Annotated in this window: 22 protein-coding genes; 16 read left to right on the top strand and 6 right to left on the bottom strand. The window is 65.0% G+C overall.

Annotation, left to right across the window (positions count from 1 at the left end; translation table 11 throughout):
• Window positions 1-143 precede the first annotated feature (143 nt).
• The 8 genes from pdhA (at window position 144) to Sa4125_RS11045 (ending at window position 8,019) form a co-directional block, all read left to right on the top strand.
• Window positions 144-1,088 (top strand): pyruvate dehydrogenase (acetyl-transferring) E1 component subunit alpha, encoded by a 945-nt coding sequence (gene pdhA / locus Sa4125_RS11080; RefSeq protein ID WP_267461376.1) that lies wholly within the window; start codon window positions 144-146, stop codon window positions 1,086-1,088.
• 13 nt (window positions 1,089-1,101) lie between these two features.
• Complete coding sequence (locus Sa4125_RS11075; RefSeq protein ID WP_224007145.1) at window positions 1,102-2,538, top strand: pyruvate dehydrogenase complex E1 component subunit beta; 1,437 nt, start codon at window positions 1,102-1,104, stop codon at window positions 2,536-2,538.
• Window positions 2,539-2,550: 12 nt separating this feature from the next.
• Entirely contained in the window at window positions 2,551-3,924 is a 1,374-nt protein-coding gene (locus tag Sa4125_RS11070) for a pyruvate dehydrogenase complex dihydrolipoamide acetyltransferase (RefSeq protein ID WP_224007142.1), read from the top strand.
• A gap of 10 nt (window positions 3,925-3,934) precedes the next feature.
• A complete protein-coding gene (locus Sa4125_RS11065; RefSeq protein ID WP_224007139.1) occupies window positions 3,935-4,579 on the top strand; it encodes an SGNH/GDSL hydrolase family protein in 645 nt (214 codons plus the stop codon).
• Between the two features lie 71 nt (window positions 4,580-4,650).
• On the top strand, window positions 4,651-6,105 hold the full coding sequence (gene lpdA / locus Sa4125_RS11060; protein ID WP_224007136.1) for a dihydrolipoyl dehydrogenase: 1,455 nt from the start codon (window positions 4,651-4,653) through the stop codon (window positions 6,103-6,105).
• A gap of 157 nt (window positions 6,106-6,262) precedes the next feature.
• The gene (locus Sa4125_RS11055) at window positions 6,263-6,526 is read left to right on the top strand and encodes a GlsB/YeaQ/YmgE family stress response membrane protein (protein ID WP_224007133.1); all 264 of its coding nucleotides are present in this window, start codon (window positions 6,263-6,265) and stop codon (window positions 6,524-6,526) included.
• A 41-nt stretch (window positions 6,527-6,567) separates the two neighbouring features.
• The gene (gene lipA, locus Sa4125_RS11050; RefSeq protein ID WP_224007131.1) at window positions 6,568-7,542 is read left to right on the top strand and encodes a lipoyl synthase; all 975 of its coding nucleotides are present in this window, start codon (window positions 6,568-6,570) and stop codon (window positions 7,540-7,542) included.
• Window positions 7,543-7,554: 12 nt separating this feature from the next.
• The gene (locus Sa4125_RS11045; RefSeq protein WP_224007127.1) at window positions 7,555-8,019 is read left to right on the top strand and encodes a type II toxin-antitoxin system RatA family toxin; all 465 of its coding nucleotides are present in this window, start codon (window positions 7,555-7,557) and stop codon (window positions 8,017-8,019) included.
• Here the strand turns inward: Sa4125_RS11045 and Sa4125_RS11040 are convergent.
• Together Sa4125_RS11040 and Sa4125_RS11035 are read right to left on the bottom strand one after the other, a co-directional pair.
• Window positions 7,992-8,489: a CinA family protein gene (locus Sa4125_RS11040; protein ID WP_224007756.1), complete on the bottom strand. Its 498-nt coding sequence runs from the start codon at window positions 8,487-8,489 to the stop codon at window positions 7,992-7,994. The genes Sa4125_RS11045 and Sa4125_RS11040 overlap by 28 nt on opposite strands.
• A 20-nt stretch (window positions 8,490-8,509) precedes the next feature.
• Window positions 8,510-9,703 (bottom strand): bifunctional 2-C-methyl-D-erythritol 4-phosphate cytidylyltransferase/2-C-methyl-D-erythritol 2,4-cyclodiphosphate synthase, encoded by a 1,194-nt coding sequence (locus Sa4125_RS11035; protein ID WP_224007123.1) that lies wholly within the window; start codon window positions 9,701-9,703, stop codon window positions 8,510-8,512.
• 192 nt (window positions 9,704-9,895) lie between these two features.
• On the opposite strand from Sa4125_RS11035, the gene dusB reads away from it, so the two are divergent.
• The 7 genes from dusB (at window position 9,896) to hflX (ending at window position 19,047) form a co-directional block, all read left to right on the top strand.
• A complete protein-coding gene (dusB, locus tag Sa4125_RS11030; RefSeq protein WP_224007120.1) occupies window positions 9,896-10,927 on the top strand; it encodes a tRNA dihydrouridine synthase DusB in 1,032 nt (343 codons plus the stop codon).
• A gap of 1 nt (window position 10,928) precedes the next feature.
• Entirely contained in the window at window positions 10,929-12,065 is a 1,137-nt protein-coding gene (locus Sa4125_RS11025) for a nitrogen regulation protein NR(II) (RefSeq protein WP_224007116.1), read from the top strand.
• 13 nt (window positions 12,066-12,078) lie between these two features.
• A complete protein-coding gene (ntrC, locus tag Sa4125_RS11020; protein ID WP_224007113.1) occupies window positions 12,079-13,527 on the top strand; it encodes a nitrogen regulation protein NR(I) in 1,449 nt (482 codons plus the stop codon).
• 81 nt (window positions 13,528-13,608) lie between these two features.
• Window positions 13,609-15,852 carry a PAS domain-containing sensor histidine kinase gene (locus Sa4125_RS11015; RefSeq protein WP_224007110.1) on the top strand — a complete coding sequence of 748 codons (2,244 nt, stop codon included), beginning with the start codon at window positions 13,609-13,611 and terminating at the stop codon, window positions 15,850-15,852.
• Complete coding sequence (locus Sa4125_RS11010) at window positions 15,852-17,216, top strand: sigma-54 dependent transcriptional regulator (protein WP_224007107.1); 1,365 nt, start codon at window positions 15,852-15,854, stop codon at window positions 17,214-17,216. Before Sa4125_RS11015 ends, Sa4125_RS11010 begins: the two co-directional genes overlap by 1 nt.
• Window positions 17,217-17,412: 196 nt before the next feature.
• Window positions 17,413-17,658, top strand: coding sequence for an RNA chaperone Hfq (gene hfq, locus Sa4125_RS11005; protein WP_224007104.1), 246 nt, complete (start codon window positions 17,413-17,415; stop codon window positions 17,656-17,658).
• Between the two features lie 84 nt (window positions 17,659-17,742).
• Window positions 17,743-19,047, top strand: coding sequence for a GTPase HflX (hflX, locus tag Sa4125_RS11000; protein ID WP_224007751.1), 1,305 nt, complete (start codon window positions 17,743-17,745; stop codon window positions 19,045-19,047).
• Window positions 19,048-19,128: 81 nt separating this feature from the next.
• Here hflX and mazG read toward each other — a convergent pair whose 3' ends face one another.
• Entirely contained in the window at window positions 19,129-20,001 is an 873-nt protein-coding gene (gene mazG / locus Sa4125_RS10995; protein ID WP_224007101.1) for a nucleoside triphosphate pyrophosphohydrolase, read from the bottom strand.
• Window positions 20,002-20,419: 418 nt separating this feature from the next.
• Here mazG and Sa4125_RS10990 point away from each other — a divergent pair, with 418 nt between their 5' ends.
• Window positions 20,420-20,905 (top strand): MarR family transcriptional regulator, encoded by a 486-nt coding sequence (locus tag Sa4125_RS10990; protein WP_224007098.1) that lies wholly within the window; start codon window positions 20,420-20,422, stop codon window positions 20,903-20,905.
• Between the two features lie 349 nt (window positions 20,906-21,254).
• Here the strand turns inward: Sa4125_RS10990 and Sa4125_RS10985 are convergent, their stop codons facing one another.
• From Sa4125_RS10985 to Sa4125_RS10975, 3 genes are all read right to left on the bottom strand, one after another.
• On the bottom strand, window positions 21,255-22,070 hold the full coding sequence (locus tag Sa4125_RS10985) for a flagellin (protein WP_224007095.1): 816 nt from the start codon (window positions 22,068-22,070) through the stop codon (window positions 21,255-21,257).
• 535 nt (window positions 22,071-22,605) lie between these two features.
• Complete coding sequence (locus Sa4125_RS10980; protein ID WP_224007095.1) at window positions 22,606-23,421, bottom strand: flagellin; 816 nt, start codon at window positions 23,419-23,421, stop codon at window positions 22,606-22,608.
• Window positions 23,422-23,864: 443 nt separating this feature from the next.
• Window positions 23,865-24,806, bottom strand: coding sequence for an alpha/beta fold hydrolase (locus Sa4125_RS10975; protein ID WP_224007092.1), 942 nt, complete (start codon window positions 24,804-24,806; stop codon window positions 23,865-23,867).
• Window positions 24,807-24,850 lie beyond the last annotated feature (44 nt).

Below are 24,850 nucleotides of genomic sequence, written 5' to 3'. Positions count from 1 at the left end.
CCATCAAGCAGAAGAAGTTCGTCGAGGCCGCAGACGCTGCCGCTCCTGACGGCGCGGCAGAAGTCGTGCGCACCCTCGAACAATTCGATGCGCCGGCGCCGAGCGAGTTCTCGCGCGAGGAGGAGCTGACCGCCTATCGCGACATGCTGCTCATCCGGCGATTCGAGGAAAAGGCCGGCCAGCTCTACGGCATGGGCTTCATCGGCGGCTTCTGCCATCTCTACATCGGCCAGGAAGCGGTCGTCGTCGGCATGCAGATGGCGCTGAAGGAAGGCGACCAGGTCATCACCGGCTATCGTGACCATGGTCACATGCTGGCGACCGGCATGGAATCGCGCGGCGTCATGGCCGAGCTCACCGGACGCCGCGGCGGCTATTCGCGCGGCAAGGGCGGCTCGATGCACATGTTCTCCAAGGAGAAGAAGTTCTACGGCGGCCACGGCATCGTCGGGGCGCAGGTGTCGATCGGCACCGGCCTGGCCTTCGCCAACCGCTACAACGGCAACGACTCGATCTCGCTCACCTATTTCGGCGACGGCGCTTCCAACCAGGGCCAGGTCTACGAGAGCTTCAACATGGCCTCGCTGTGGAAGCTGCCGGTCGTCTACATCATCGAGAACAACCGCTACGCCATGGGCACATCGGTCAGCCGCGCCTCGGCCGAGACGAATTTCGCCCATCGCGGCCTGTCCTTCAAGATTCCGGGCATCCAGGTCGACGGCATGGACGTGCGCGCCGTCAAGGCCGCCGGCGACCTGGCCGCGGCGCACTGTCGCTCGGGCGCAGGTCCCATTATCCTCGAAATGATGACCTACCGCTACCGCGGCCATTCCATGTCCGATCCGGCGAAATACCGGTCGCGCGACGAGGTGCAGAAGATGCGCTCGGACCACGACCCGATCGAACAGGTGAAGCAGCGGCTGATCGAGGCGCACGGTCTGTCCGACGACGAGCTGAAGGCGATGGACAAGAACGTCCGCGACATCGTCGCCGATGCCGCCGATTACGCCCAGAACGACCGCGAGCCCGATCCGTCCGAGCTGTGGACCGATATTTACGCCGACATCGCGCCCCAGGCGACGAAGTAGAGGAACCGGGCACATGCCGACCAATATTCTGATGCCCGCTTTGTCTCCGACGATGGAGGAGGGCACGCTCTCGAAATGGCTGAAGCAGGAAGGCGACAGCGTTGCCGCCGGCGATGTCATCGCCGAGATCGAGACCGACAAGGCGACCATGGAAGTCGAGGCCGTCGACGAGGGCACGATCGGCAAGATCGTCGTTCCCGCCGGCACCGAAGGCGTGAAGGTGAATGCCGTCATCGCCATCCTGCTCGCCGAAGGCGAGGACGCCGCGGCGATGGATGGCGCCTCTGCTACACCTGCAGCTGGCCCTAGGGAGGAGCCAACCCAGGACGCACCGACCAAGCCTGCACCGTCCGAAGCTTCCGGCGAAAAGGCCCAGTCGGAATCGGAGGGCACGAAGGTGCCTGCCGCCGCCAGGGCCAATCCCGAGCCCGACGACAGCGCGCCGGACTATCCGGCCGGCACGGAAATGGTGACGACCACCGTGCGCGAGGCACTGCGCGACGCCATGGCCGAGGAGATGCGCCGCGAGGACGCGGTGTTCCTGATGGGCGAGGAAGTCGCGGAATACCAGGGCGCCTACAAGATCAGCCAGGGCCTCCTGGAAGAGTTCGGCCCGCGCCGCGTCGTCGACACGCCGATCACCGAGCACGGCTTTGCCGGCCTCGGCGTCGGTGCGGCCTTCGCCGGCCTTCGGCCGATCGTCGAGTTCATGACCTTCAACTTCGCCATGCAGGCGATCGACCAGATCATCAACTCCGCCGCCAAGACGCTCTACATGGCCGGCGGCCAGATGGGCTGCCCGATCGTGTTCCGCGGCCCGAACGGCGCCGCCGCGCGCGTCGGCGCCCAGCACAGCCAGGACTTCACCGCCTGGTACGGCCAGATCCCCGGCCTCAAGGTCGTCACGCCCTATTCGGCGGCCGATGCCAAGGGCCTCCTGAAATCGGCGATCCGCGACCCGAACCCGGTCGTCTTCCTCGAGAACGAGATTCTCTACGGCCAGAGCTTCGAGGTGCCGAAGGGCGACGACTGGACCGTGCCGATCGGCAAGGCGCGCATCCACCGCAAGGGTCGCGACGTCACCATCGTCTCCTTCTCGATCGGCATGACCTACGCGATCGCCGCCGCCGAGGAACTGGCGAAGGACGGCATCGACTGCGAGATCATCGATCTCCGGACGATCCGGCCGATGGACATCGAGACGGTGGTGCGGTCCGTCCAGAAGACCAACCGCTGCGTCACCGTCGAGCAGGGCTGGCCGCAGTCCTCGATCGGCTCGCATATCGCTTCCGAGCTGATGGAACGCGCCTTCGACCATCTCGACGCGCCGGTTCTCAAGGTCACCGGCAAGGACGTGCCGATGCCCTATGCCGCCAACTTGGAAAAGCTGGCGCTGCCGACCGTCCAGGACGTCATCGATGCGGTGAAAGCCGTCTGCTACCGCGATTAAGGGAAGAGCCCGATGCCGATCAATGTGACGATGCCGGCCCTTTCCCCGACGATGGAGGAGGGCACCCTCGCGAAATGGCTGGTCAAGGAGGGCGACAAGGTCTCCTCGGGTGACGTCATCGCCGAGATCGAGACCGACAAGGCGACGATGGAGGTCGAGGCCGTCGACGAGGGCACGGTCACGAAGATCCTCGTCGCCGCCGGCACCGAGGGCGTGAAGGTCAATGCCGTGATCGCCATCCTCACGGCCGAAGGCGAGGATGCGTCGGCTGCCGAGGGCGCCATCGCGGCCGATCCGAAGGCCGACGACGCCGCGACCGCTCCGGAGGCGGAAGCGGCCCCTGCCGCCAAGCCGGCCGAGCCTGCCGCTGCACCGCGGGAAAAGCCGGTGGCCGCGGATGCCGGCAAGGGCGGACGCGTAATCGCCTCGCCGCTCGCCAAGCGCATCGCCAGGGACGCCGGTGTCGACCTCGGCTCGATGACAGGCTCCGGCCCGCATGGGCGGATCATCAAGGCCGATGTCGAGGCCGCCGCCAAGGCTGGCCCCGCTCCGAAGGCGGAGGGAGCCCCGAAGACTGACGCCCCGAAGGCGGAAGTTGCCGCCCCGGCCGCGGCAGGCGCCGCCGCGCCGAAGGGGCAGAGCGACGAGCAGATCAAAAAGCTCTTCGCCGAAGGCTCGTACGAGTCGATCCCGCATGACGGCATGCGCAAGACCATCGCCAAGCGCCTTGTCGAGGCGAAGACCACGATCCCGCATTTCTACCTGACGATCGATTGCGAGCTCGACGCGCTGCTGGCGCTCCGGGCCCAGCTGAATGCCGCCGCCCCGGTGACGAAGACCGACAAGGGCGACAAGCCGGCCTACAAGCTCTCCGTCAACGACATGATCATCAAGGCGCATGCGCTGGCGCTGAAGGCCGTGCCGGCGGCCAACGTCTCGTGGACGGAGACCGCCATGCTGAAGCATGGGAACGTCGACGTCGGCGTCGCCGTGTCGATCGAGGGCGGGCTGATCACGCCGATCATCCGCAGAGCCGACGAGAAGACGCTGTCGGCGATCTCGAACGAGGTCAAGGACATGGCCGGCCGGGCCCGCGCCCGCAAGCTGAAGCCCGAGGAGTATCAGGGCGGCACGACGGCGGTGTCCAATCTCGGCATGTTTGGGGTCAAGGATTTTGCCGCGGTGATCAACCCGCCGCATGCGACGATCCTCGCCGTCGGTGCCGGCGAGCCGCGGGCCGTGGTGAAGAACGGCGCCGTCGTCGTCGCCACCGTGATGTCGGTGACGCTTTCCACCGATCACCGGGCGGTCGACGGCGCGCTCGGTGCCGAGCTGATGGCGGCGTTCAAGCAGTACATCGAGAGCCCGATGGGCATGCTGGTTTAGGAACGCGGCGATGAAGACCGTCCTTTGCTTTGGCGACTCGCTGACCTGGGGCTACGATCCGGCGACGGCGGGCCGGCATTCCTACGCCGACCGCTGGCCTTCCGTGCTGGCCCAGGGGCTCGGGCCCGACGTCGCCGTGATCGCCGAGGGACTGAACGGGCGCACGACCTGCTTCGACGACCACTCCTCGCTGGCCGAGCGCAATGGCGTGAAGACGCTGGCGACGCTTCTCGCCACGCACGAGCCGCTCGATCTCGTGATCCTCTTCCTCGGCACGAACGACTTGAAGCGCCACACCGGCGGCGGACGGGTGTTCGAGGCGCGCATCGGCATGGAGCGGCTCGTCGAGATCGTGCGGCTTTACCCCTATCATCTCGGCCATCCCGTGCCGCGGATCCTCATCGTCGCGCCGCCGCATTTCGTCGCGACGGAAGAGCCGGATTTTGCCCTGCTGTTCGGTCACGCCATTGAGAATTCGCAGGAATTCGGTACGGCCTATGCGCTCGTCGCCGACGAGTATGGCTGTGACGTCTTCGACGCCTCCGAGATTGCCGAGTGTTCGCCGCTCGACGGCATCCATCTCGACCCCACGAACACACGCCGCATCGGCGAGGCGCTCGTCGGGAGCGTGCAGGCGATCCTCGCCCGGCCCTGAGCCCTGACCGACGGGCCGCTTGCATGAGCGCCTGAAAGACCCCGGAAATAGAGACGGCAAGGACGAACCCGATGGCCGACATCTACGACATCCTCATCATCGGCGGTGGACCCGGCGGCTATGTCGCGGCCATCCGCGCCGCGCAGCTCGGTTTCAAGACGGCGGTCGTCGAACGCGAGCATCTCGGCGGCATCTGCCTGAACTGGGGCTGCATCCCGACCAAGGCGCTCCTGCGCTCGGCCGAAGTCTTCCATTATGCCGAGCACGCCACGAACTATGGCCTGAAGATCGCCAAGCCCGATTTCGACATCGCCGACGTGGTGAAGCGCTCGCGCGGCATCTCGGCCCAGCTGAATGGCGGCGTCGGTTTCCTGTTGAAGAAGAACAAGGTCGACGTCATCTGGGGCGAGGCAAAGATCACCAAGGCGGGGAAGGGCGGTCCGGTCGAGGTCTCCGTCGGCAAGATGCAAAAGCCGGTGGTCGAGCCGCAGAACCCGGTGCCGAAGGGCACGCTCGGCGAGGGCAGCTACAGGGCCAAGCATGTGATCGTCGCCACGGGCGCCCGGCCAAGGGTGCTGCCGGGAATCGAGCCGGACGGCGAGCGGATCTGGACCTATTTCGAGGCGATGAAGCCGAAAGTGATGCCGAAATCGCTGATCGTCATGGGATCGGGCGCCATCGGCATCGAATTCGCCTCCTTCTACCGCACCATGGGCGCCGAGGTGACGGTGGTCGAACTGCTGCCGCAGATCATGCCGGTCGAGGATGCCGAGATCGCGGCTGTCGCCCGCAAGCAGTTGGAGAAGCAGGGACTGAAAATCCTGACCGACACGAAGGTCACGAAGGTCACGAAATCAGGCGAGGGCGTGACCGTCGAAGCCGAAGCCAAGGACGGCGCCAAGCTGACGCTGACGGCCGAACGGCTGATCTCGGCCATCGGCGTCCAGGGCAATTGCGAGGGGCTGGGGCTCGAGGACGTCGGCGTCGTGATCGAACGCGGCCTCGTCAAGATCGACGCCTATGGCAAGACGAATGTCGAGGGCATCTACGCCATCGGCGACGTCGCCGGCGCGCCGATGCTGGCACACAAGGCCGAACACGAAGGCACGATCTGCGTTGAGAAGATCAAGGGCCTCGACGCCCATCCGATGAAGAAGGAACAGATCCCCGGCTGCACCTATTGCCAGCCGCAGGTCGCCTCGGTCGGACTGACGGAAGCCAAGGCAAGAGAAGCCGGGCGCGAGATCAAGGTCGGGCGCTTCAAATTCCAGGCCAACGGCAAGGCCATCGCGCTCGGCGAGCCGGAAGGCCTCGTCAAGACGATCTTCGATGCCAAGTCCGGAGAACTCCTCGGCGCCCACATGGTCGGCGCGGAAGTCACCGAGCTTATCCAGGGTTTCGTCATCGCGATGGGCCTCGAAACGACCGAGGAGGAGTTGATGCACACTGTCTTCCCGCATCCGACGCTGTCGGAAATGATGCATGAGAGCGTGCTCGATGCTTACGGGCGTGTCATCCACATGTAGTCCGGCAACGCCGACCCTTCGTGGAGACGGCCTACTGACCCCAGAGCCTGATTTGTTCCATCTCGACGCTCAAATATAAAAACCCTAAGCCGTCTTGCTGTATCGCGGTTCCGCCCAATTTCGTCACGGACACTATTGTCCTGAATGGAGACTGAGCATGGATACGAATGGCGTGGGTTGGATTGGTGCGATCATCGTCGGCGCAGTGGCCGGTTGGCTCGCCGAGCAGGTGATGAAGAGCAACATGGGGCTCTTGATGAACATCATCCTCGGCATCGTCGGCGCGATCGTCCTGAACGCGATCCTGGCGGCCATCGGCTTCAGCTTTGGCACGGGCCTCATCGCCTACCTGATCACGGGCTTCATCGGCGCGTGCCTTCTCATCGCGATCGCCCGGCTGTTCCGCGGTCGCCGCGTCTGAACCGATTGCATCGGTGACCGACGCCTCCTAGATTGGTTGTCATGGTCACCATCATCGATACGCTGCGCGGAGCCGGGGATCTTCCCCGTCTCCGCCACCCCGAAAAGGCCCATCGTCCGGACTCCGACAATACGTTGCCGAAGCCGGACTGGATCAGGGTGAAGGCGCCTGTCTCGAAGGGCTATTTCGAGACCCGCGACATCGTCAAATCCAACAACCTGATCACCGTGTGCGAGGAAGCCGGCTGCCCGAACATCGGGGGCTGCTGGGACAAGAAGCACGCGACCTTCATGATCATGGGCGGCATCTGCACGCGCGCATGCGCCTTCTGCAATGTCGCCACCGGCAAGCCCAATCCGTTGGATGCCGGCGAGCCGGCAAGCGTTGGCCGGGCCGTGGCGTCGATGGGGCTCCATCATGTCGTGATCACCTCGGTCGACCGCGACGACCTCGACGATGGCGGTGCCGAGCATTTCGCCGAGACGATCCGGGCCATCCGCGCCGCGGCGCCGGGGACGACGATCGAAATCCTCACGCCAGACTTCCTGCGCAAGCCCGGCGCGCTCGAGACCGTCGTCGCCGCCAAGCCGGACGTCTTCAACCATAATCTCGAAACCGTCCCGTCGAACTATCTGACGGTGCGTCCCGGTGCCCGCTATTTCCACTCGATCCGCCTTCTGCAGCGAGTGAAGGAACTCGACCCGGAGATCTTCACCAAATCCGGCATCATGGTCGGTCTGGGGGAAGAGCGGAACGAGGTGCTGCAGCTGATGGACGACCTGCGCTCGGCCGACGTCGACTTCCTGACCATCGGCCAGTACCTGCAGCCGACGAAGAAGCACCATGCGGTGATTCGCTACGTGACCCCGGCCGAGTTCGACTCCTTTGCGACGGTCGCGACATCGAAGGGCTTCCTCGTCGTCGCGTCGAGCCCGCTAACCCGGTCGTCCCACCATGCCGGCGAGGATTTCGAGCGGCTGAAGGCGGCGCGGCTTGCGAGGGCGGTCGCCGCCTAATATCTGTGGCCGATGCCCAAGTTTGAAACCGTCCGCCCCGTCAGCCACAATCCCGATCAGATGTTCGCGCTCGTCGCCGACGTCGAGCGCTATCCGGAATTTCTGCCCCTGTGCAGAAGTCTTCGGATCCGCGACCGCCGTCAATCGGACGGCAAGACGCTCCTGGTCGCCGACATGACCGTCGCCTACAAGATGGTGAAGGAAACCTTCACCTCGCAGGTTCTGCTGAAGCCCGAGGAGCACCGGATCGACGTCAAATATGTCGACGGTCCGTTCCGCTATCTCGACAACCAGTGGAATTTCACGCCGCGCGAGGGCGGCGGCTGCGACGTCAGTTTCTTCATCGACTACGAGTTCAAGAGCCGCACGCTCGGCCTGCTCATGGGGTCGATGTTCGATTTCGCCTTTCGGCGCTTTGCGGCGGCCTTCGAAACGCGGGCCGACGAGATCTACGGGTCGGTTGCTGCCGTATCGTGAGCCGCCAGCCACTCGGCGAGCATGGCATAGGCAAGAGCGACCGTCTCGCGCCTGACACCGAGCCGTTCGACGTTTCCGAACCGGGCCTCGCGGTGAAATGAGCCGCGCCGGCTGGCGACAGCAAGATGGACGAGGCCGACGGGCTTTTCGACCGAGCCGCCTCCCGGCCCGGCAATGCCGGTGACGGCGATGGCGACGTCGGCGCGGGAGGCCGCCAGCGCGCCTTCCGCCATGGCCCGTGCCACTTGCTCCGAGACGGCGCCATGGGCCTCGATCAGCGCGGTCGGCACGCCCAGCATTTCCGTCTTGGCGGCATTGGAATAGGTGACGAAGCCGCGGTCGAGCACCGAGGAGGCTCCGGCAATGTCCGTCAGCCCCGCCGCGATCATCCCGCCGGTACAGGATTCCGCCGTCGCGATCACCTTGCCCCTGTCGGCAAAGCCCTCGACCAGGTCGGCGGCCGCCTCCATCAGGTTTTCGAACGACATGCTCATCTGCCTTCTCCATAGATGACGCTGGCGGTCGCAAGGGCCGCAATGCCCTCGCGCCGGCCGACGAAGCCGATCGTCTCGTTCGTCGTCGCCTTGACCGAAACGCGGAAGAGGTCGAGCCCGGTCATCTCCGCCACCGCCCGCCGCATCGCCTCCCGGTGCGGCGCGACCTTCGGCGCCTCGCAGATGAGCGTGATGTCGGCATTGGCGATCCGGCCGCCGTGCTCGCGCACGATCTCGACGGCTCGGCGGACGAAGATGTGCGAGGCGGCGCCGCGCCATTCCTCCTCGCTCGGCGGAAAATGCGTGCCGATGTCACCGGCGCCGCATGTCGCCAGCAGCGCGTCCGTCAACGCGTGCAGGCAGACATCGGCATCGGAATGGCCGAGCAGCGTCTGGTCATGGGTGATCCTGACGCCGCAGAGCGTCACGTGGTCGCCGTCGACCAGCTGGTGCACATCGTATCCATTCCCCGTCCGGACATCGATCAATTCAGCTTCTCCTCGCAAAATCCGGTCGGCCCGGATGATATCCTCATTGCGCGTCAGTTTCAGGTTTTCCGGCGATCCCTCGACAAGCCTGACGGCCATCCCCGCCCATTCGGCGATGGCCGCGTCGTCGGTAAAGGCGTCAAGGCCTGCTTCTGCAGCAGCGCGGTGAGCGGCGAGAACGGCGGCATAGGGAAATCCCTGTGGCGTCTGAGCCGCATACAGGCCGGCGCGGTCGACCGTTTCGGTGATATCGCCGGCATCGCCCGCCCGTTTCAGCGTATCGGAAACCGCCATGGCGGGGATGGCGCCCCAGGCATTGCCGACGCCGGCGACGACGCGGGCGATCGTCCCGGCATCGACGAAGGGCCGGGCGGCATCGTGAATGAGGACGATATCGGGCTCGAGATCGGTCAAGGCCTCGAGGCCGCGGCGGACCGAGTCCTGCCGCGTGGCGCCGCCGTCGACGCTTCGGACAGGCTGTCTCGAGGAAGCCGTGGCCAGTTCGAAGCGATCGCGATCGTCGGGGTGGATGACGACGACGAGCCGGTCGCCGAGGTCCGCGGTCGTGGCAAAAGCGTCGATGCTGCGCGCCAGCACCGTTCGACCGCCGATCTCACGGTACTGTTTCGGGCCAGCCGCCTGGCCGGCGCGGGCGCCTCTTCCGGCGGCGACGATGATGACGGCGACTTTTGAGTTCGGCATGGTTCGTCCCGTGATATTGCATCGCACAGATCCCTTGGGGGACTGATCATAGGCACCTGTGCACTGCAAGCGAGATGTGCTTGTCTTTTGAGCATGTGCGGTTAGATTGCAGAAGACATGACGCCAGAATCGACATCTCCCGCAGCTGCCCAAGCAATAGGCGACGCCCTTCCGGGCGGGGCGACGCCATTTGTGCCCGCCGGCTTCGACATCGGTGGCCTCAGGCCGGGAAATACAGTGTTCCTGGCCCCTCTCTCCGGGATCACCGACGTGCCCTTCCGCCGCCGTGCCCGCCGCTTCGGCGCGGGGCTGGTCGTGTCGGAAATGGTGGCGAGCGGCGAACTCGTGCGTGGTTTTCGCGAAAGCATGCTGCGCGCGATGCGCGATGGCGATGGCGTCCATGTGGTGCAGCTCGCCGGTCGCGATCCCGCCTGGATGCGGGAGGCGGCCGAGCGGGCCGCCGATCTTGGCGCAGACATCATCGACATCAACATGGGCTGCCCGGCCAAGAAAGTGGTCGGCGGCCAGTCCGGATCGGCGCTGATGCGCGAGCCGGATCTGGCACTGCGGCTGGTCGACGCGACGGTGGCCGGCGCGGGTGCCGTCCCCGTGACGCTGAAGATGCGGCTCGGCTGGGACCACCAGACGATCAACTCGCCGGAAATCGCCGCGCGCGCCGAGGCCGCCGGTGTCCGGATGATCACGGTACATGGGCGAACCCGCCAGCAGCTCTACACGGGCTCGGCCGACTGGCGGGCCATCGCCGCCGTCAAGGCGGCCGTGACGGTGCCGGTGGTGGCCAATGGCGATCTCGTCGCGAGCGGCCAGCGGTCGGCCATGCTGGCGGCGAGCGGCGCCGACGCGGTGATGATCGGGCGCGGCACCTATGGCAGGCCGTGGTTTCCCGGGCTTCTTGCCGGCGCCATCACCCTCGATGATCTCGACGCCCTGTCCTTTGCCGACTTCGTGATCGACCACTACGAGGACATGCTCCTCCACTATGGCAGCGATACGGGGCTGCGCCATTCGCGCAAGCATCTCGGTTGGTATCTCGATGGCTTTGCGGCGGCGAGCGGCGCGGAGATCACCGCGGACCGCGCCGCCATCCTCGTCGCGCGCTCGTCGGCGGTCGCGATCGAGCGGCTGCGCCATGTGTTCGGCGATACCAGCATCGCCGAGATCGAGCGCGGGACCGATGCGACAAGGAGGCGAGAGGCTGCCTGACATGAAAACTCCTGCCCTGCCGGAGCTGCAGCTCCGGATCCTCAACGCGCTGCCGCATCCGGTGATCGTCATCGACGCCGAGGGTTTTTTCGTGTTTGCCAATTCGGACGCGGAGCAGTTCTTCTCCGCCGGCGCCTCGCATCTCGTGAAGCGCCAGCTCTCCGACTTCATCCCCGCCGACAGTCCGCTCTTCGGCCTGATCGAGCAGGTGCGCGCCGATCGCTCACGCATCAGCGAATACCGCGTCGACGTGTCCTCGCCGCGGATCGGCGGGGAAAGGCTCGTCGATCTCTACGTCTCGGGCCTAGTCGATGCGCCTGATCATGTCGTGATCATGATTCAGCTCCGTTCCATCGCCGACAAGATGGACCGGCAGCTGACGCACCGGTCGGCCGCCCGTACGGTCACCGGCCTTGCCGCGATGCTGGCGCACGAGATCCGTAATCCGCTCTCCGGCATCAAGGGGGCAGCGCAGCTCCTCGAGACCGCCGTTAGCGACGAGGACAGGGTGCTCACGCGCCTCATCCAGGAAGAGAGCGATCGGATCGTCAAGCTGGTCGACCGCATGGAAGTCTTCTCCGACCAGCGGCCGATCGAGCGCTCCGCGGTGAACATCCATTCGGTCCTCGACCATGTGAAGACGCTGGCCCGCAGCGGCTTCGCCCGGGGAACGAAGTTCGTGGAAAACTACGACCCGTCACTGCCCTCCGTCTTCGCCAATCGCGACCAGCTCGTCCAGGTGTTCCTCAACCTCGTGAAGAACGCCAACGAGGCGATTGCCGGACATGAGGGAGGCGAAATCCGCCTGTCCACGGCCTTCCGTCCGGGCGTCCGTCTGTCGGTGCCCGGGACCAAGCGCCGCGTCACCCTGCCGCTCGAGTTTCTCGTCGAGGACAATGGCCCGGGTGTTCCCGAGGATATCCGGGAAAACATCTTCGATCCCTTCGTTACCACCAAGCCCAGCGGCTCGGGCCTCGGGCTGGCCCTCGTCGCGAAAATCATCGGCGACCACGGCGGCGTCATCGAATGCGAGTCGCAGCCGGGGCATACGACCTTCCGGGTTCTCATGCCCATGTGGCGGGAGGCCATGGACCCGGCCGGCCCCGTCGAAGCAGACGTCGCAGCCGGCGACCATTGAAGGACATGATCTGATGGCTCCCGCTCAGATACTCGTTGCCGACGACGACGCCGCGATCCGCACGGTCATTTCCCAGGCCTTGATGCGCGCCGGCTACGAAGTGCGCGTCACCGCCAACATCGCGACGCTCTGGCGCTGGATCTCGGCCGGCGAGGGCGACCTCGTCATCACCGACGTGTTGATGCCGGACGGCAATGCCTTCGACGTGCTGCCGAAGATCAAGAACAGCCGGCCCGACCTGCCGGTGGTGGTGATGTCGGCGCAGAATACCTTCATGACGGCCATCAAGGCGTCGGAAAAAGGGGCCTACGACTATATTCCCAAGCCCTTCGATCTGACCGAGCTGGTCTCGATCGTCCGCCGCGCGCTGGCCGAGCCGAAGCCCCAGCCGAGTGCCGGTCCCGGCGAGGATCCAGCCGACAACATGCCGCTGGTTGGCCGGTCGCCGGCGATGCAGGACATCTACCGCGCTTTGGCGCGGATGATGCAGACCGATCTTACGGTGACCATCACCGGCGAATCCGGCACGGGCAAGGAACTCGTCGCGCGCGCGCTCCACGATTACGGGCGCCGTCGCAAGGGCCCGTTCGTCGCGATCAACATGGCGGCCATCCCGCGCGACCTCATCGAGTCCGAGCTGTTCGGCCACGAAAAGGGTGCCTTCACCGGCGCCCAGAGCCGGTCGAGCGGCCGCTTCGAGCAGGCCGAAGGCGGCACGCTCTTTCTCGACGAGATCGGCGACATGCCGATGGAGGCGCAGACCCGGCTGCTGCGGGTGTTGCAGCAGGGCGAATACACGGTCGTCGGCGGACGCACCCCGATCGCCACCGACGTGCGCATCGTTTCGGCGACGAACAAGGATCTGCGCCAGCTGATCAGCCGCGGCCTGTTTCGCGAGGATCTTTTCTATCGGCTGAACGTGGTGCCGCTTCGGCTGCCGCCGCTGCGCGAACGAATCGAGGATCTGCCCGATCTTGCCCGCCACTTCTTCACCGAAGTGCAGAAGGAGGGGCTGCCGCGCAAGACGCTGAGCCAGGGCGCACTCGACGTCATGCGGCGCTACACTTGGCCAGGCAATGTGCGCGAACTGGAAAACCTGATCCGGCGCCTGTCGGCCCTTTATCCGCAGGACGAGATTTCCGGCGAGCTCATCGAGCACGAGCTGTCGAACGAATATGCCCGTGCCCTCGACAGCGAGACCGACGGCAGCCGGCCGGTTGATCTCAGTGCTTCGGTGGAGCGGTACCTGTCCGACTATTTCGCGTCCTTCGGTGACCAGCTCCCACCCCCGGGACTGCATGGCCGGATCCTGCGGGAAGTCGAGTACCCGCTGATCGCGGCCGCGCTGGCGGCGACCCGCGGCAATCAGGTCAAGGCTGCCGATCTCCTCGGCGTGAACCGGAACACGCTGCGCAAGAAGATTCGGGATCTCGACGTCTCCGTGGTCCGGTCGCTTCGATAGCTCAACTTTTCTTGCGTCCGTTGCATTTCGAACACATTACGTTGCAATCTCGCAACTGACGCAAATGTTCGAAGCGACTCGATGACAGCAGAGCCCGCAGAATCCGACCACGACGCCGCCGTTCTTCCGGAACGGCGGCGGTTCATGCTGGTGCCCGGAGTGATCGCCGTCGCCAGCGCGCTGGTGACGGGGGCGATCTCCTTCGTTGTCCTCATGGGGCTGACGCCGATCGAGCCGACGGAAACGGTCGTGCGCATCGCCTCGGTGGTCAACGGCGCTTTCGTTCTGGGTCTTTGCGCGCTGATCTGGCGCGAGGTCCTGCGGATGGCGCGGGCCCGCCACCAGGGCAAGGCGGCTTCGCGCCTGCATGTGCGGATCGTCGTCCTGTTTGCCATCGTCGCGGCACTGCCGGCGCTGCTCGTGGCGGTCGTCGCAGGCATCACGCTCGACCTTGGCCTGGACCGATGGTTCGAGATCCGGACGCGGGCGATCGTGGAATCGTCCGTCAGCGTCGCCCGGGCCTATGTCAACGAGAACGCCCGCAATCTGCAGGGCACCACGTTGTCGATGGCCTACGATCTCGATGCCCAGCGCCGTCTCTACGACCTCGACCGAACCGGCTTCCAGGCACTGTTGACCGAGCAGGCGAGGGGGCGGTCGTTGATCGGGGCGCAGCTGCTGCGGGAGACCGGCGATCCGGTGATGCGGGCCGACGTGCCGGTGGAACGGCCCCTGCCGGCGCCGCCGGCGGACGCCATGGAGCAGGCCAAGCAGGGCAATCTCGTCTTCATCCCGCCGGGCGTCACCAATCTGGTCGGCGCCATCCTCAAGCTCCGGGCCCTCGGCGACAATATCTTTCTCTACACCGTGCGGGCCGTCGATCCCGAGGTCATCTCGGCGCTGCGGCTGATGGAGGATCGCTCGGCGGAATATTCGAGCCTCCAGAGCAACCGGATCGGGACCCAGATCGCGTTCGCGCTGCTCTATCTCGGCATTACGCTGATCGTTCTCCTGTCTGCGATCTGGACCGGCATCGGCGTCGCCGACCGTCTGGTGCGGCCGATCCGGCTCCTCATCTCTGCCGCCGACGAGGTCAGTGAAGGAAATCTCGCCATTTCCGTGCCGGTGCGCGCCTCGGACGGTGACGTCGGCTCGCTGTCCAACACCTTCAACAACATGATCCGCCAGCTGCGGACGCAGCGGGGCGAACTCGTGCACGCGAAGGACGTGATCGACGAGCGGCGGCGCTTCACAGAAGCCGTGCTCTCGGGCGTGACCGTCGGCGTCATGGGCGTCGGCAGCGATGGCACGATCTCGATGCTGAACCCTTCGGCCGAGCGCATTCTGGCGGTTTCCTCGGGCGAGGCGGTCGGGCGCAACCTGCGCGAGATCTTTCCGCTGATCGCCCAGATCCACCGCGCCGCCGCGGCCTCGCGCAAGGCGGAGTACCAGGAAGAGATCAAGCTGCGCACCCAGGAGCGCGAACGGGTTCTGGCCATTCGCGTGACCTCGGAGGAGACCCGCGAAGGCGCGCAGTCGAGCGTCGTCACCATCGACGACATCACCGACCTCGTCGACGCGCAGCGCTCGTCTGCCTGGGCCGATGTCGCCCGCCGCATCGCCCATGAGATCAAGAACCCGCTGACCCCGATCCAGCTCTCGGCTGAACGCATCAGGCGGCGCTATGGCAAGATGGTCGAGGGCGATCGCGAAGTGTTCGATCGCTGCGTCGACACGATCATCCGGCAGGTCTCCGACATCGGCCGCATGGTTGACGAATTCTCCAGCTTCGCGCGCATGCCAAAGCCGCGCATGGAAAACCGGGATCTTCGGGAAGCGCTGAAGGAAGCGGTTTTCATGCGCGAGATGGGCGATCACGGCATCGTTTTCTCGACCGACTTCGGTGCGGCGCCGCTCTTTGGGACATTCGACATCCGCCTTCTAAGCCAGGCCTTCGGCAACATCGTGAAAAACGCCGTCGAGTCCGTTGAGGCTTCCGAACTCGCGGAAGGCAGGATCGGCATTGCCGTCACGACGTCCGGTGGTTTTCACCGGATCGATTTCACCGACAACGGCCGCGGCTTTCCCCGCGAGGATCGCGAACGCCTTCTGGAGCCCTATATGACGACGCGCGAGAAGGGGACCGGCCTCGGCCTCGCCATCGTGCGCAAGATCATCGAGGAGCATGGCGGCACGATCCAACTCGGTGACGCCCCGGAACAAGAACAGGGCGCTCTGGTTCGTGTCGTTCTGCCGGCAACGCAGACGCCTGCGGACGACGCGAGCCCCTCACATTCCCCTGCAGTAGAAAGGACTGGTGACTGATGGCGTCAGACATCCTCATCGTCGATGACGAAGCCGACATCCGTGATCTCGTCGCCGGCATTCTGGAGGACGAAGGCCACGAGACGCGCATCGCCGGCAATTCCGACGCTGCGCTGCAGGCGATCGCCGACCGTGTGCCGCGTCTGGTCTTCCTCGACATCTGGCTCCAGGGCAGCCGGCTCGACGGGCTCGACCTTCTCGAGGCGATCAAGGCGCAGCATCCTGAGGTTCCCGTGGTCATGATCTCGGGCCACGGCAACATCGAGACGGCCGTCTCGGCGATCCGTCGCGGTGCCTACGACTATATCGAGAAGCCCTTCAAGGCCGACCGCCTGGTGCTGGTCGCGGAAAGGGCGCTCGAGACCTCCAAGTTGCGGCGCGAGGTCTCGGACCTCCGGCGCCGCTCGGTCGACTTCTCCGAGCTCCTCGGCAAGTCGCATCCGATGAACCAGCTGCGCACGACGATCGAGCGCGTGGCGCCGACCAACAGCCGCGTGATGATTCTCGGGCCCTCGGGCTCGGGCAAGGAAATGGTGGCCCGCGCCATCCATGCCGCCTCTGCCCGCGCCAACGGCCCCTTCGTCGCGTTGAACGCCGCAGCGATCACGCCGGATCGCATGGAGGTCGAGCTGTTCGGCACCGACGCGCCTGCTGGCGTCGAGCGCAAGGTCGGTGCCTTCGAGGAAGCGCACGGCGGCATCCTCTACCTCGACGAAGTCGGCGACATGCCGCGCGAGACGCAGAACAAGATCCTGCGCGTCCTGACCGAACAGACTTTCGAGCGTGTCGGCGGAACCAAGCGCGTCAAGGTCGACGTGCGCATCGTGTCCTCGACGGCGCAGAACCTGGAATCGATGATCAGCGAAGGAACGTTCCGGGAGGACCTCTATCACCGGCTCGCGGTCGTGCCGATCGCCGTGCCGCCCTTGTCAGAACGCCGCGCCGACATCCCGCTGCTGATCGAGGCTTTCATGAAGCAGATCGGCGAGCAGACCGGTATCAAGACGAAGGCGATCAGCCCTGAAGCCATGGCAGTGCTGCAGTCGAGCGATTGGCCGGGCAACATCCGCCAGCTGCGCAACAATGTCGAACGGCTGATGATCCTCTCGCGGGAGGGCGACGACGATGCGCCGATCTCGGCCGACATGCTGCCGCACGAGGTCGGCGACATGCTGCCGCGCACGCCGAGCCAGTCTGACGGCCGCATTCTGGCGCTTCCCCTGCGTGACGCCCGGGAGGTCTTCGAGAAGGAATATCTGATGGCGCAGATCAACCGCTTCGGCGGCAACATCTCGCGTACGGCCGAATTCGTCGGCATGGAACGCTCGGCGCTTCACCGCAAGCTGAAGTCCCTCGGCATCTGACGTTTTGGCGCGCCAGGGCCGCTGCAGCATGGGTTTGGATGGGGACGCGCAACGGGGTGCCGAGGTTGCGCCGCAGCAGCCAAAAGTGCTATCCGGGTGGCGATCGGCATGCGTCCTTAGACTGCCCATATCAGACCGAACCGCGCCCGCCCGGGCAACGTCCTGGGTTACGCCAACAAGAAAATAGGAATGTCTCATGGCCGATCGCTTGCAGAACCTGCAGGACGTCTTTCTGAACACCGTCAGAAAGCAGAAGATCTCCCTCACCATCTTTCTCGTGAACGGCGTCAAGCTCACAGGCGTGGTGACATCGTTCGACAATTTCTGCGTGCTGCTGCGCCGCGATGGCCACTCGCAGCTCGTCTACAAGCATGCCATCTCGACCATCATGCCATCACAGCCGGTGAACATGTTCGAGACCGAAGAGCCAGGACAAGTCTGATTGACCGAATTCGACGAGACGCGGCCGAAAGGTCCCATTGAGCACAAGGCCGTCGTGACGCGGGCAGGGGTGTTCGTGCCGCTCCTGAAGAAGGTGCAGTTGGCCGAGGACCGCGCCAGTGCGGGTACCGATGTCATCAGGCGCGCCGACGAGCAGCGGCTTGAGGAGATCTGCGGTCTGGCCGCGGCGATCGATCTCGAGATCGTGGCCCGCGGGATCATCTCCGTGGCAAAGGCCCGGCCGGCGACGCTGATCGGTGCAGGCAAGGTCGAGGAACTGAAGGGCGTCGTCGCCGCGGAGGAGATCGGGCTCGTCATCATCGACCATCCGCTGACGCCCGTGCAGCAGCGCAATCTGGAAAAGGAACTGGGCACCAAGGTGCTCGACCGGACCGGCCTGATCCTCGAGATCTTCGGGCGCCGCGCGCGCACGAAGGAGGGAAGGCTGCAGGTCGAGCTGGCGCACCTGAACTATCAGAAGGGCCGGCTTGTCCGGTCCTGGACGCATCTGGAACGCCAGCGCGGCGGCGCCGGCTTCCTGGGCGGCCCCGGCGAGACGCAGATCGAATCCGACCGGCGTCAGTTGCAGGAGCGCATCAAGCGCCTGGAGAAGGATCTCGAAGCCGTCCGCCGCACGCGCACGCTCCACCGTGCCAAACGCAAGAAGGCGCCGCATCCCGTCATCGCCCTTGTCGGCTATACCAATGCCGGAAAGTCGACGCTGTTCAACACCATCACCGGCGCGTCCGTCCTCGCGCAGGATCTGCTCTTTGCCACGCTCGACCCGACGCTTCGCCGCATCGCGCTGCCGCACGGCACCGAGGTGATCGTCTCCGATACCGTCGGCTTCATTTCCGACCTGCCGACGCATCTCGTCGCGGCCTTCCGGGCGACGCTGGAAGAAGTGGTCGAGGCCGAGCTGATCCTGCATGTGCGCGACATGAGCGATCCCGACGCCTCGGCGCAGGCGAGCGACGTCAACAAGATCCTGGCCGATCTCGACATCGACACCGCCGATGCCGGGCACCTCGTCGAGGTCTGGAACAAGGTCGACCTTCTCGACGAGGCGGCCATCGCTCAGTTGCACACGGCCGCCGCCAACCGCGCCGAAGGCCACGGCGTCCATCTGGTGTCCGCTCTTACGGGAGATGGCCTGCCGGCACTCCTGGCAGACATCGAGACGCGCATCGGTGGCGTGCTGGGTGAAGTGACGCTGACCATCCAGCCGGAAGCCCTGTCGGTGCTCCCCTGGCTGTACGAGAACGCGTCGGTCCACCATCGCGTCGACCAGGAGGACGGGGCCGTCGAACTGACCGCCGAGATCACCACGCAGGCTCATGCCGAGCTTCGCCGCATGGCCGAAAAGAACCCCGGCCTGCAGATCGACTGAGGGCAGGGCTATCCCTGCCGAACTCTCGCCGGGCCAGGCGCCCGGGTGCCAGGCCCGCACGGAAAGGGCGAAACCCTGCAGCTAGGCTGGGATCTGATCCGCCTCAGCCAGGCGCTTGGCTTCGATCCAGAGCGCTTCCATCTCGTCCAGCGACGCGGCCTGCAGGGAACTGCCGCGGGCGCCGAGGCTGGACTCGATATGGTTGAACCGTCCGCGGAATTTTGAGACGCAGCGGCGCAGCGCCTTCTCCGGGTCAAGCCCGTGGTAGCGGGCGAGATTCACCAGCGTGAACAGAAGGTCCCCGAACTCGTCCTCCATGGCGTCCGTGTCGCCGGCGGCCAGAGCCACGTCGAACTCGGCAAACTCCTCGTCGATCTTGGCATGGATCGGCGCCGCCGCGTCCCAGTCAAAGCCGACCTTGGCCGCTCGCTCCTGCACCTTCAGCGCCAGGGTGAGGGCCGGAAAGTTGCCGGGAACGCTGTCGAGGAGCAGGGCGGTCGCGCTCCTTTCGGGGGATGCCTCCCAACCGCTTCCGCCCGGCCGGGCCCGCGCCATCCGCGCCAGGGCCTTTTCGGCGCGTTCCTCTGCCTTGATCCGCTCCCACTGGCCTTTGGCGGATTTCGCATTGCGCGCGGTCTCGTCTCCGAAGACATGAGGGTGCCGGCGGATCATCTTCTGGGTGATGCCCTCGACAACGTCCTCGAACCGGAACAGCCCCTGCTCCTCGGCCAGACGCGCGTGATAGACGACCTGCAGCAGCAGGTCTCCGAGCTCCTCGCGAAGATCCTCGGCATCGCGTCGCTCGATCGCGTCGGCAACCTCATAGGCCTCCTCGATGGTGTAGGGCGCGATGGTCTCGAACGACTGTTCGATGTCCCAGGGGCATCCAGTCTCGGGATTGCGCAGCGCCGCCATGATCTCGATGAGTCGGCTGATGTCGCGCGATGGCTGCATGGGGTGCGTCCTGTATGCGGGTGGTTTGCGGCGGCGGATGTCGCGCCCGGCGCGCCACCATGCTGGCAGAAGAGACGCCCATCAAGCTCTCGTCGTCGTCCGATGGCGCGCATTTGGGCGCCGAGGCTTGGGTTCAAGGTGGTGGCTTCGGTTTTCCTGCTGCGGCGGGCCCAGACGACGCGGTCCTCGGCCGGCGGCCACTGCATCCGTCAAGGGGAACGTCTCCCGGCAAAAGCCGCATGGCATCGACTGCTCGCAAACGACATCACGCCGATGTGTTGCCTAGTTTACTTTCATTCTGGTTCAGCTGCAGGCAGCAACCTTGTCTCCCGGAATTAATAAACTTATATGAATTATAGCAGTTCTAAATGATGGACCCGCGGGGTGCAGCTGCTGACGGACGACAAGGACAGCGATAATGACGCAGCTCATGCCCTCGGATTCGCTCGGCTTCCTGCTGACGGACGTCTCGAGGCTTTTTCGCCAGGTCTTTGATCGAGCTGTCCAAAATGCCGGTCTTCAATTGACGTCCGGCGAGATCCGCGCGCTGGCCCATGTCGCCCGCCTCGACGGCGCCCGGCAGGCGAAACTGGCGCATGTCATGGGTGTCGAGCCGATGACTCTCTCGGCCTACCTCGATCGTCTCGAGGCACGCGGGCTGATCAAGCGTACCTGCGACCGCACCGACCGGCGAGCCAAGACCGTTTCCGTGACGGCGGCTGCCACGGAGGTATTCGACCAGGTGAGACCGCTCGCCATCGTCGTCTACGACCAGATGGTGCAGGGGCTCACCGACGAGGAGGCGTCCGTCATGACCCGGGCCTTGGCTCATCTTCGCAGCAACCTGATCGAGCTCGGGACAGATGGCACCGACTTTCCGGTATCTGCCAAAAAGGCTGCCTGAAGGAGGCGTGACCGGGGCAGATGAGATCTCGGCCGTTCTTCGTGCCGCGAATGCCCTCGAAATGATGGCCTGCAGCCTCGGGCATACCGTCCTGTTTTGCCGCAATCGCCCGGTTCATCCAGCTGGGCGACACAGGTCGGTGCGTGACCTCCGGCCTTTCGACTGCCGCCGCAGTTGACGTCCGAGGACCGTCCGACGGTCCGCGTCGCGGCCGGCCGCAGCCGAAGATGCACCATCCAGCTCCTCCGCCCCAAACGAGTGCAGCCCCCGGTGCAAGAGCCGGGGGCTGCGGTGCCACGAACGATGCCGCGACGGGGAGACGCTGATCGCGTCGTGGCGGAAGGGGATCTTACTGGAAGAGGCGCAGGATGTTCTGGCTCGACGAATTGCCGATCGAGAGGGCCTGGTAGGCGAGCTGCTGCTTGACCTGGAGGGCGGTGGACTTGGCGGCTTCTTCCTCGAGATTGGCGTCGACGATCGAGCTGAGCGCGCCCTCGTTGATGCCCTTCAGCGTCGACTGGAAGTCGAGCTGCGAGCCGAGCATGTCGGAGAAGGATGCGACGCCGGCCTGCACGCCGACGACTTCGGCCAAGGTGTTATCGATCAGCGTCGAGAGGGCGGCAATGTCTGTACCGGTCGCGCTGTCGGCAGCGGCCAGGAGCGAGTAGGCCGTACCAGTCTCGATATCGGCGCCGGAAAATTGGATCTGAGCCAGGCTCTCGTTAGACAGGGCAACGTTCTCGGTGGCGCTGCCCTTGAGGAGATTGCTGCCCTGGAAACCAGACGAGGCGACGATTGCCGTGACCTGGGTGAAGTAAGACGCGATCTTGGCCGATGCTACAGCAACCTCGGAGGCGGTTGAGGTCGCCGTCGTGGTGGAGGCCACATCCGACATCTTGGTCAGGATGTCGGCGATCTTGTCGAGGCCCGCATTGGCAGCGTCCGCGCGGGCCTTGGAAAGGCCGATGTTCGAGGAGAGCGCGTCCTGCGCCTTGATGTCGGAGCGGATGTTCTGGGCGGTCGAGTAGAGGGCCGGATTGTCGGAGTAGCTGTTGATCTTGAGGCCGGTGCCGATGCGCGTCTGGTTTGTCGCGATGTCCCTGTTGATCTGGCGGAGGCTGGAGAGGACTGCGGAATTGGCGGCGGTTGCGTTGATGCTGACCATGGTATTTTTCCCCGTTTGCAATGAACTGTTGTTCGTTGCTTGCAGGGATGTTTGTACGCGGCGGGACTAAAGCTTCGGGTCGGAAACTAGGTGGCATTTTATCGATCCGGCGATGGAGGATCGATTGATTTGATCTTGGTTGTTGTTGTCTTTTGAACTTGAGGAAAATGCGATCGGTCGGCGCAATATGTCGTCAACCATGGGAGCGGCCCGGCCGTGCGCGGGACGCATGCCGGCGGCCTGGACGCGGTCGCGCGTCCTGCGGCAGGTCGCGAATGCGCCTTGGGCGCGTGCAGCCTGTACGCCGTGGCGCTGCGGCGAGGTGACCGCCGGCGGCGCCTGCCGGGGAGGGAGGCGGAGCGGGTGGCACCGCCGACTTCGCCTCCGGATCCAAGGGGTCTGCCGGTGCGCGATATCGTCGCCCGCAGGCTTTCGTCCAAACGAGTGCAGCCCCCGGTGCAAGAGCCGGGGGCTGCGGTGCCACGAACGATGCCGCGACGGGGAGACGCTGATCGCGTCGTGGCGGAAGGGGATCTTACTGGAAGAGGCGCAGGATGTTCTGGCTCGACGAATTGCCGATCGAGAGGGCCTGGTAGGCGAGCTGCTGCTTGACCTGGAGGGCGGTGGACTTGGCGGCTTCTTCCTCGAGATTGGCGTCGACGATCGAGCTGAGCGCGCCCTCGTTGATGCCCTTCAGCGTCGACTGGAAGTCGAGCTGCGAGCCGAGCATGTCGGAGAAGGATGCGACGCCGGCCTGCACGCCGACGACTTCGGCCAAGGTGTTATCGATCAGCGTCGAGAGGGCGGCAATGTCTGTACCGGTCGCGCTGTCGGCAGCGGCCAGGAGCGAGTAGGCCGTACCAGTCTCGATATCGGCGCCGGAAAATTGGATCTGAGCCAGGCTCTCGTTAGACAGGGCAACGTTCTCGGTGGCGCTGCCCTTGAGGAGATTGCTGCCCTGGAAACCAGACGAGGCGACGATTGCCGTGACCTGGGTGAAGTAAGACGCGATCTTGGCCGATGCTACAGCAACCTCGGAGGCGGTTGAGGTCGCCGTCGTGGTGGAGGCCACATCCGACATCTTGGTCAGGATGTCGGCGATCTTGTCGAGGCCCGCATTGGCAGCGTCCGCGCGGGCCTTGGAAAGGCCGATGTTCGAGGAGAGCGCGTCCTGCGCCTTGATGTCGGAGCGGATGTTCTGGGCGGTCGAGTAGAGGGCCGGATTGTCGGAGTAGCTGTTGATCTTGAGGCCGGTGCCGATGCGCGTCTGGTTTGTCGCGATGTCCCTGTTGATCTGGCGGAGGCTGGAGAGGACTGCGGAATTGGCGGCGGTTGCGTTGATGCTGACCATGGTATTTTTCCCCGTTTGCAATGAACTGTTGTTCGTTGCTTGCAGGGATGTTTGTACGCGGCGGGACTAAAGCTTCCGGACGGAAATTAGGTGGCATTTTATCGATCCGGCGATGGAGGATCGATCGATCTTATCTTGGTTGCCGGGAACTGTTGTTGTTTCTGAAAATGCGACTGGTGCGAGAAACAGTTCCTTAGGCATGGGGGCAACCGCATGCCGGCGCCTTTGGCGGAGCGGCGCTCTCTGCGGGCGGGCTCGTGGAGGAAAGCCAAACCGCTGGATTTATGCGCGATAACGGGTTCCGCGCTCCCTTTGGCGTGGATGTTCCCGTCTCACATCGAGCTTCTCGCAGAGGTTAGGAGCCGGCGAGCCGGCGATCCACGCGACGTCCCGCGTGACAGGCACGCAAGTCGGCGTTCCGCCAGTCCATTGGTCCGCGACGACTACCCGTGAGTTCTCTCTCCCAGGCTCTTCTGCCAAATACGCTTGTCCGGCCACGGGTTCGTGCCGTCCCTCAACCATCCGACGGTGTCGCGCCAGAAATCAGGCGCATGCCGGTTGTGAAACAGTCCGAAGTGACCGACGTCTTCATGACCCAGATCGGAAGGTTCCAGAACCACGTGAATGGGATCGGTGCCGCGGTAGTAGCGAAGCGTCCGTGCCACCGCCGGCACCGTCCCGAACTCGTCATCGGACATCGCGACGGCCAGGATCGGTGCCGTCACCCTCTCGAAACGCCGAAGGATCTCCTCTCGCGCCTGTCGCGCGTGACTGGATTCCATCCGTGAACGCCGGAAACTCCACTCGTTCGCGACTCCCGCCGGGAGATCTTCCAGCCAGCCCAAACGCTGCCCGGGAAAGTAACCGTAGAGAGCCGTGATCGCCGGCATGATCACATGCCACTTGAAGAACAGATGGGCCCGGCGGTTCCGGGCATAGTCGCGCCAGTAGGCATATTGAGCACCGACCGTCAGCATGCGGTGGATCATCGGCGCATTTTCCGAAAGCCCCGGCAGGAACCCGCCGATGCTGTGGCCGACCACGAACAGCGGGTGATCGGCTTTGCGGTTCCTGGCGAACCGCAAAGCGGCGTCGAAATCGAGCTCGCCCCAATCCCGCCAGCGATAGCCGCAGCCCCGCAAATTCGCCGGGCGCGACTGGCCAATGCCGCGATAGTCGTAGGTCAGGACATCGAAGCCGTGCTCCGCCAGAAAGGCCGCGTAGTAATGATAGTACCGGGCCAGCACGCCGGTCGCGGGATTGATGACCACCGTGCCGATCAGGGTTCTGCCGGCTCCGGTCCAGAGATGACCGCCGAGCGTCACGCCGTCCCGGCAGGGAATGGCGACGGGATGCACCACCGGCACCGAGGAAGTCTCTGACATTGGAACGCCATCCCGCTCGTCGACACCGGCTGCAGGGCCGGCGC

Source organism: Aureimonas sp. SA4125 (assembly GCF_019973775.1).
GTDB lineage: Bacteria > Pseudomonadota > Alphaproteobacteria > Rhizobiales > Rhizobiaceae > Plantimonas.
The sequence above is the reverse complement of the archived record's forward strand: the minus strand, read 5'-3'. Positions and strand labels throughout refer to the sequence as shown.

What these genes read in the sequence shown, in the direction of transcription:
- Sa4125_RS10990 (WP_224007098.1), top strand. Translation starts at nt 20,420, where the DNA reads ATGACGCAGCTCATGCCCTCGGATTCGCTCGGCTTCCTGCTGACGGAC.
- Sa4125_RS11025 (WP_224007116.1), top strand. Translation starts at nt 10,929, where the DNA reads ATGAAAACTCCTGCCCTGCCGGAGCTGCAGCTCCGGATCCTCAACGCG.
- Sa4125_RS11010 (WP_224007107.1), top strand. Translation starts at nt 15,852, where the DNA reads ATGGCGTCAGACATCCTCATCGTCGATGACGAAGCCGACATCCGTGAT.
- Sa4125_RS11015 (WP_224007110.1), top strand. Translation starts at nt 13,609, where the DNA reads ATGACAGCAGAGCCCGCAGAATCCGACCACGACGCCGCCGTTCTTCCG.
- hfq (WP_224007104.1), top strand. Translation starts at nt 17,413, where the DNA reads ATGGCCGATCGCTTGCAGAACCTGCAGGACGTCTTTCTGAACACCGTC.
- Sa4125_RS11055 (WP_224007133.1), top strand. Translation starts at nt 6,263, where the DNA reads ATGGATACGAATGGCGTGGGTTGGATTGGTGCGATCATCGTCGGCGCA.
- Sa4125_RS10980 (WP_224007095.1), bottom strand. Translation starts at nt 23,421, where the DNA reads ATGGTCAGCATCAACGCAACCGCCGCCAATTCCGCAGTCCTCTCCAGC.
- Sa4125_RS11035 (WP_224007123.1), bottom strand. Translation starts at nt 9,703, where the DNA reads ATGCCGAACTCAAAAGTCGCCGTCATCATCGTCGCCGCCGGAAGAGGC.
- ntrC (WP_224007113.1), top strand. Translation starts at nt 12,079, where the DNA reads ATGGCTCCCGCTCAGATACTCGTTGCCGACGACGACGCCGCGATCCGC.
- Sa4125_RS10985 (WP_224007095.1), bottom strand. Translation starts at nt 22,070, where the DNA reads ATGGTCAGCATCAACGCAACCGCCGCCAATTCCGCAGTCCTCTCCAGC.
- Sa4125_RS11045 (WP_224007127.1), top strand. Translation starts at nt 7,555, where the DNA reads ATGCCCAAGTTTGAAACCGTCCGCCCCGTCAGCCACAATCCCGATCAG.
- Sa4125_RS11065 (WP_224007139.1), top strand. Translation starts at nt 3,935, where the DNA reads ATGAAGACCGTCCTTTGCTTTGGCGACTCGCTGACCTGGGGCTACGAT.
- lipA (WP_224007131.1), top strand. Translation starts at nt 6,568, where the DNA reads ATGGTCACCATCATCGATACGCTGCGCGGAGCCGGGGATCTTCCCCGT.
- Sa4125_RS11070 (WP_224007142.1), top strand. Translation starts at nt 2,551, where the DNA reads ATGCCGATCAATGTGACGATGCCGGCCCTTTCCCCGACGATGGAGGAG.
- pdhA (WP_267461376.1), top strand. Translation starts at nt 144, where the DNA reads ATGCTGCTCATCCGGCGATTCGAGGAAAAGGCCGGCCAGCTCTACGGC.
- Sa4125_RS11075 (WP_224007145.1), top strand. Translation starts at nt 1,102, where the DNA reads ATGCCGACCAATATTCTGATGCCCGCTTTGTCTCCGACGATGGAGGAG.
- Sa4125_RS11040 (WP_224007756.1), bottom strand. Translation starts at nt 8,489, where the DNA reads ATGGAGGCGGCCGCCGACCTGGTCGAGGGCTTTGCCGACAGGGGCAAG.
- mazG (WP_224007101.1), bottom strand. Translation starts at nt 20,001, where the DNA reads ATGCAGCCATCGCGCGACATCAGCCGACTCATCGAGATCATGGCGGCG.
- Sa4125_RS10975 (WP_224007092.1), bottom strand. Translation starts at nt 24,806, where the DNA reads ATGTCAGAGACTTCCTCGGTGCCGGTGGTGCATCCCGTCGCCATTCCC.
- lpdA (WP_224007136.1), top strand. Translation starts at nt 4,651, where the DNA reads ATGGCCGACATCTACGACATCCTCATCATCGGCGGTGGACCCGGCGGC.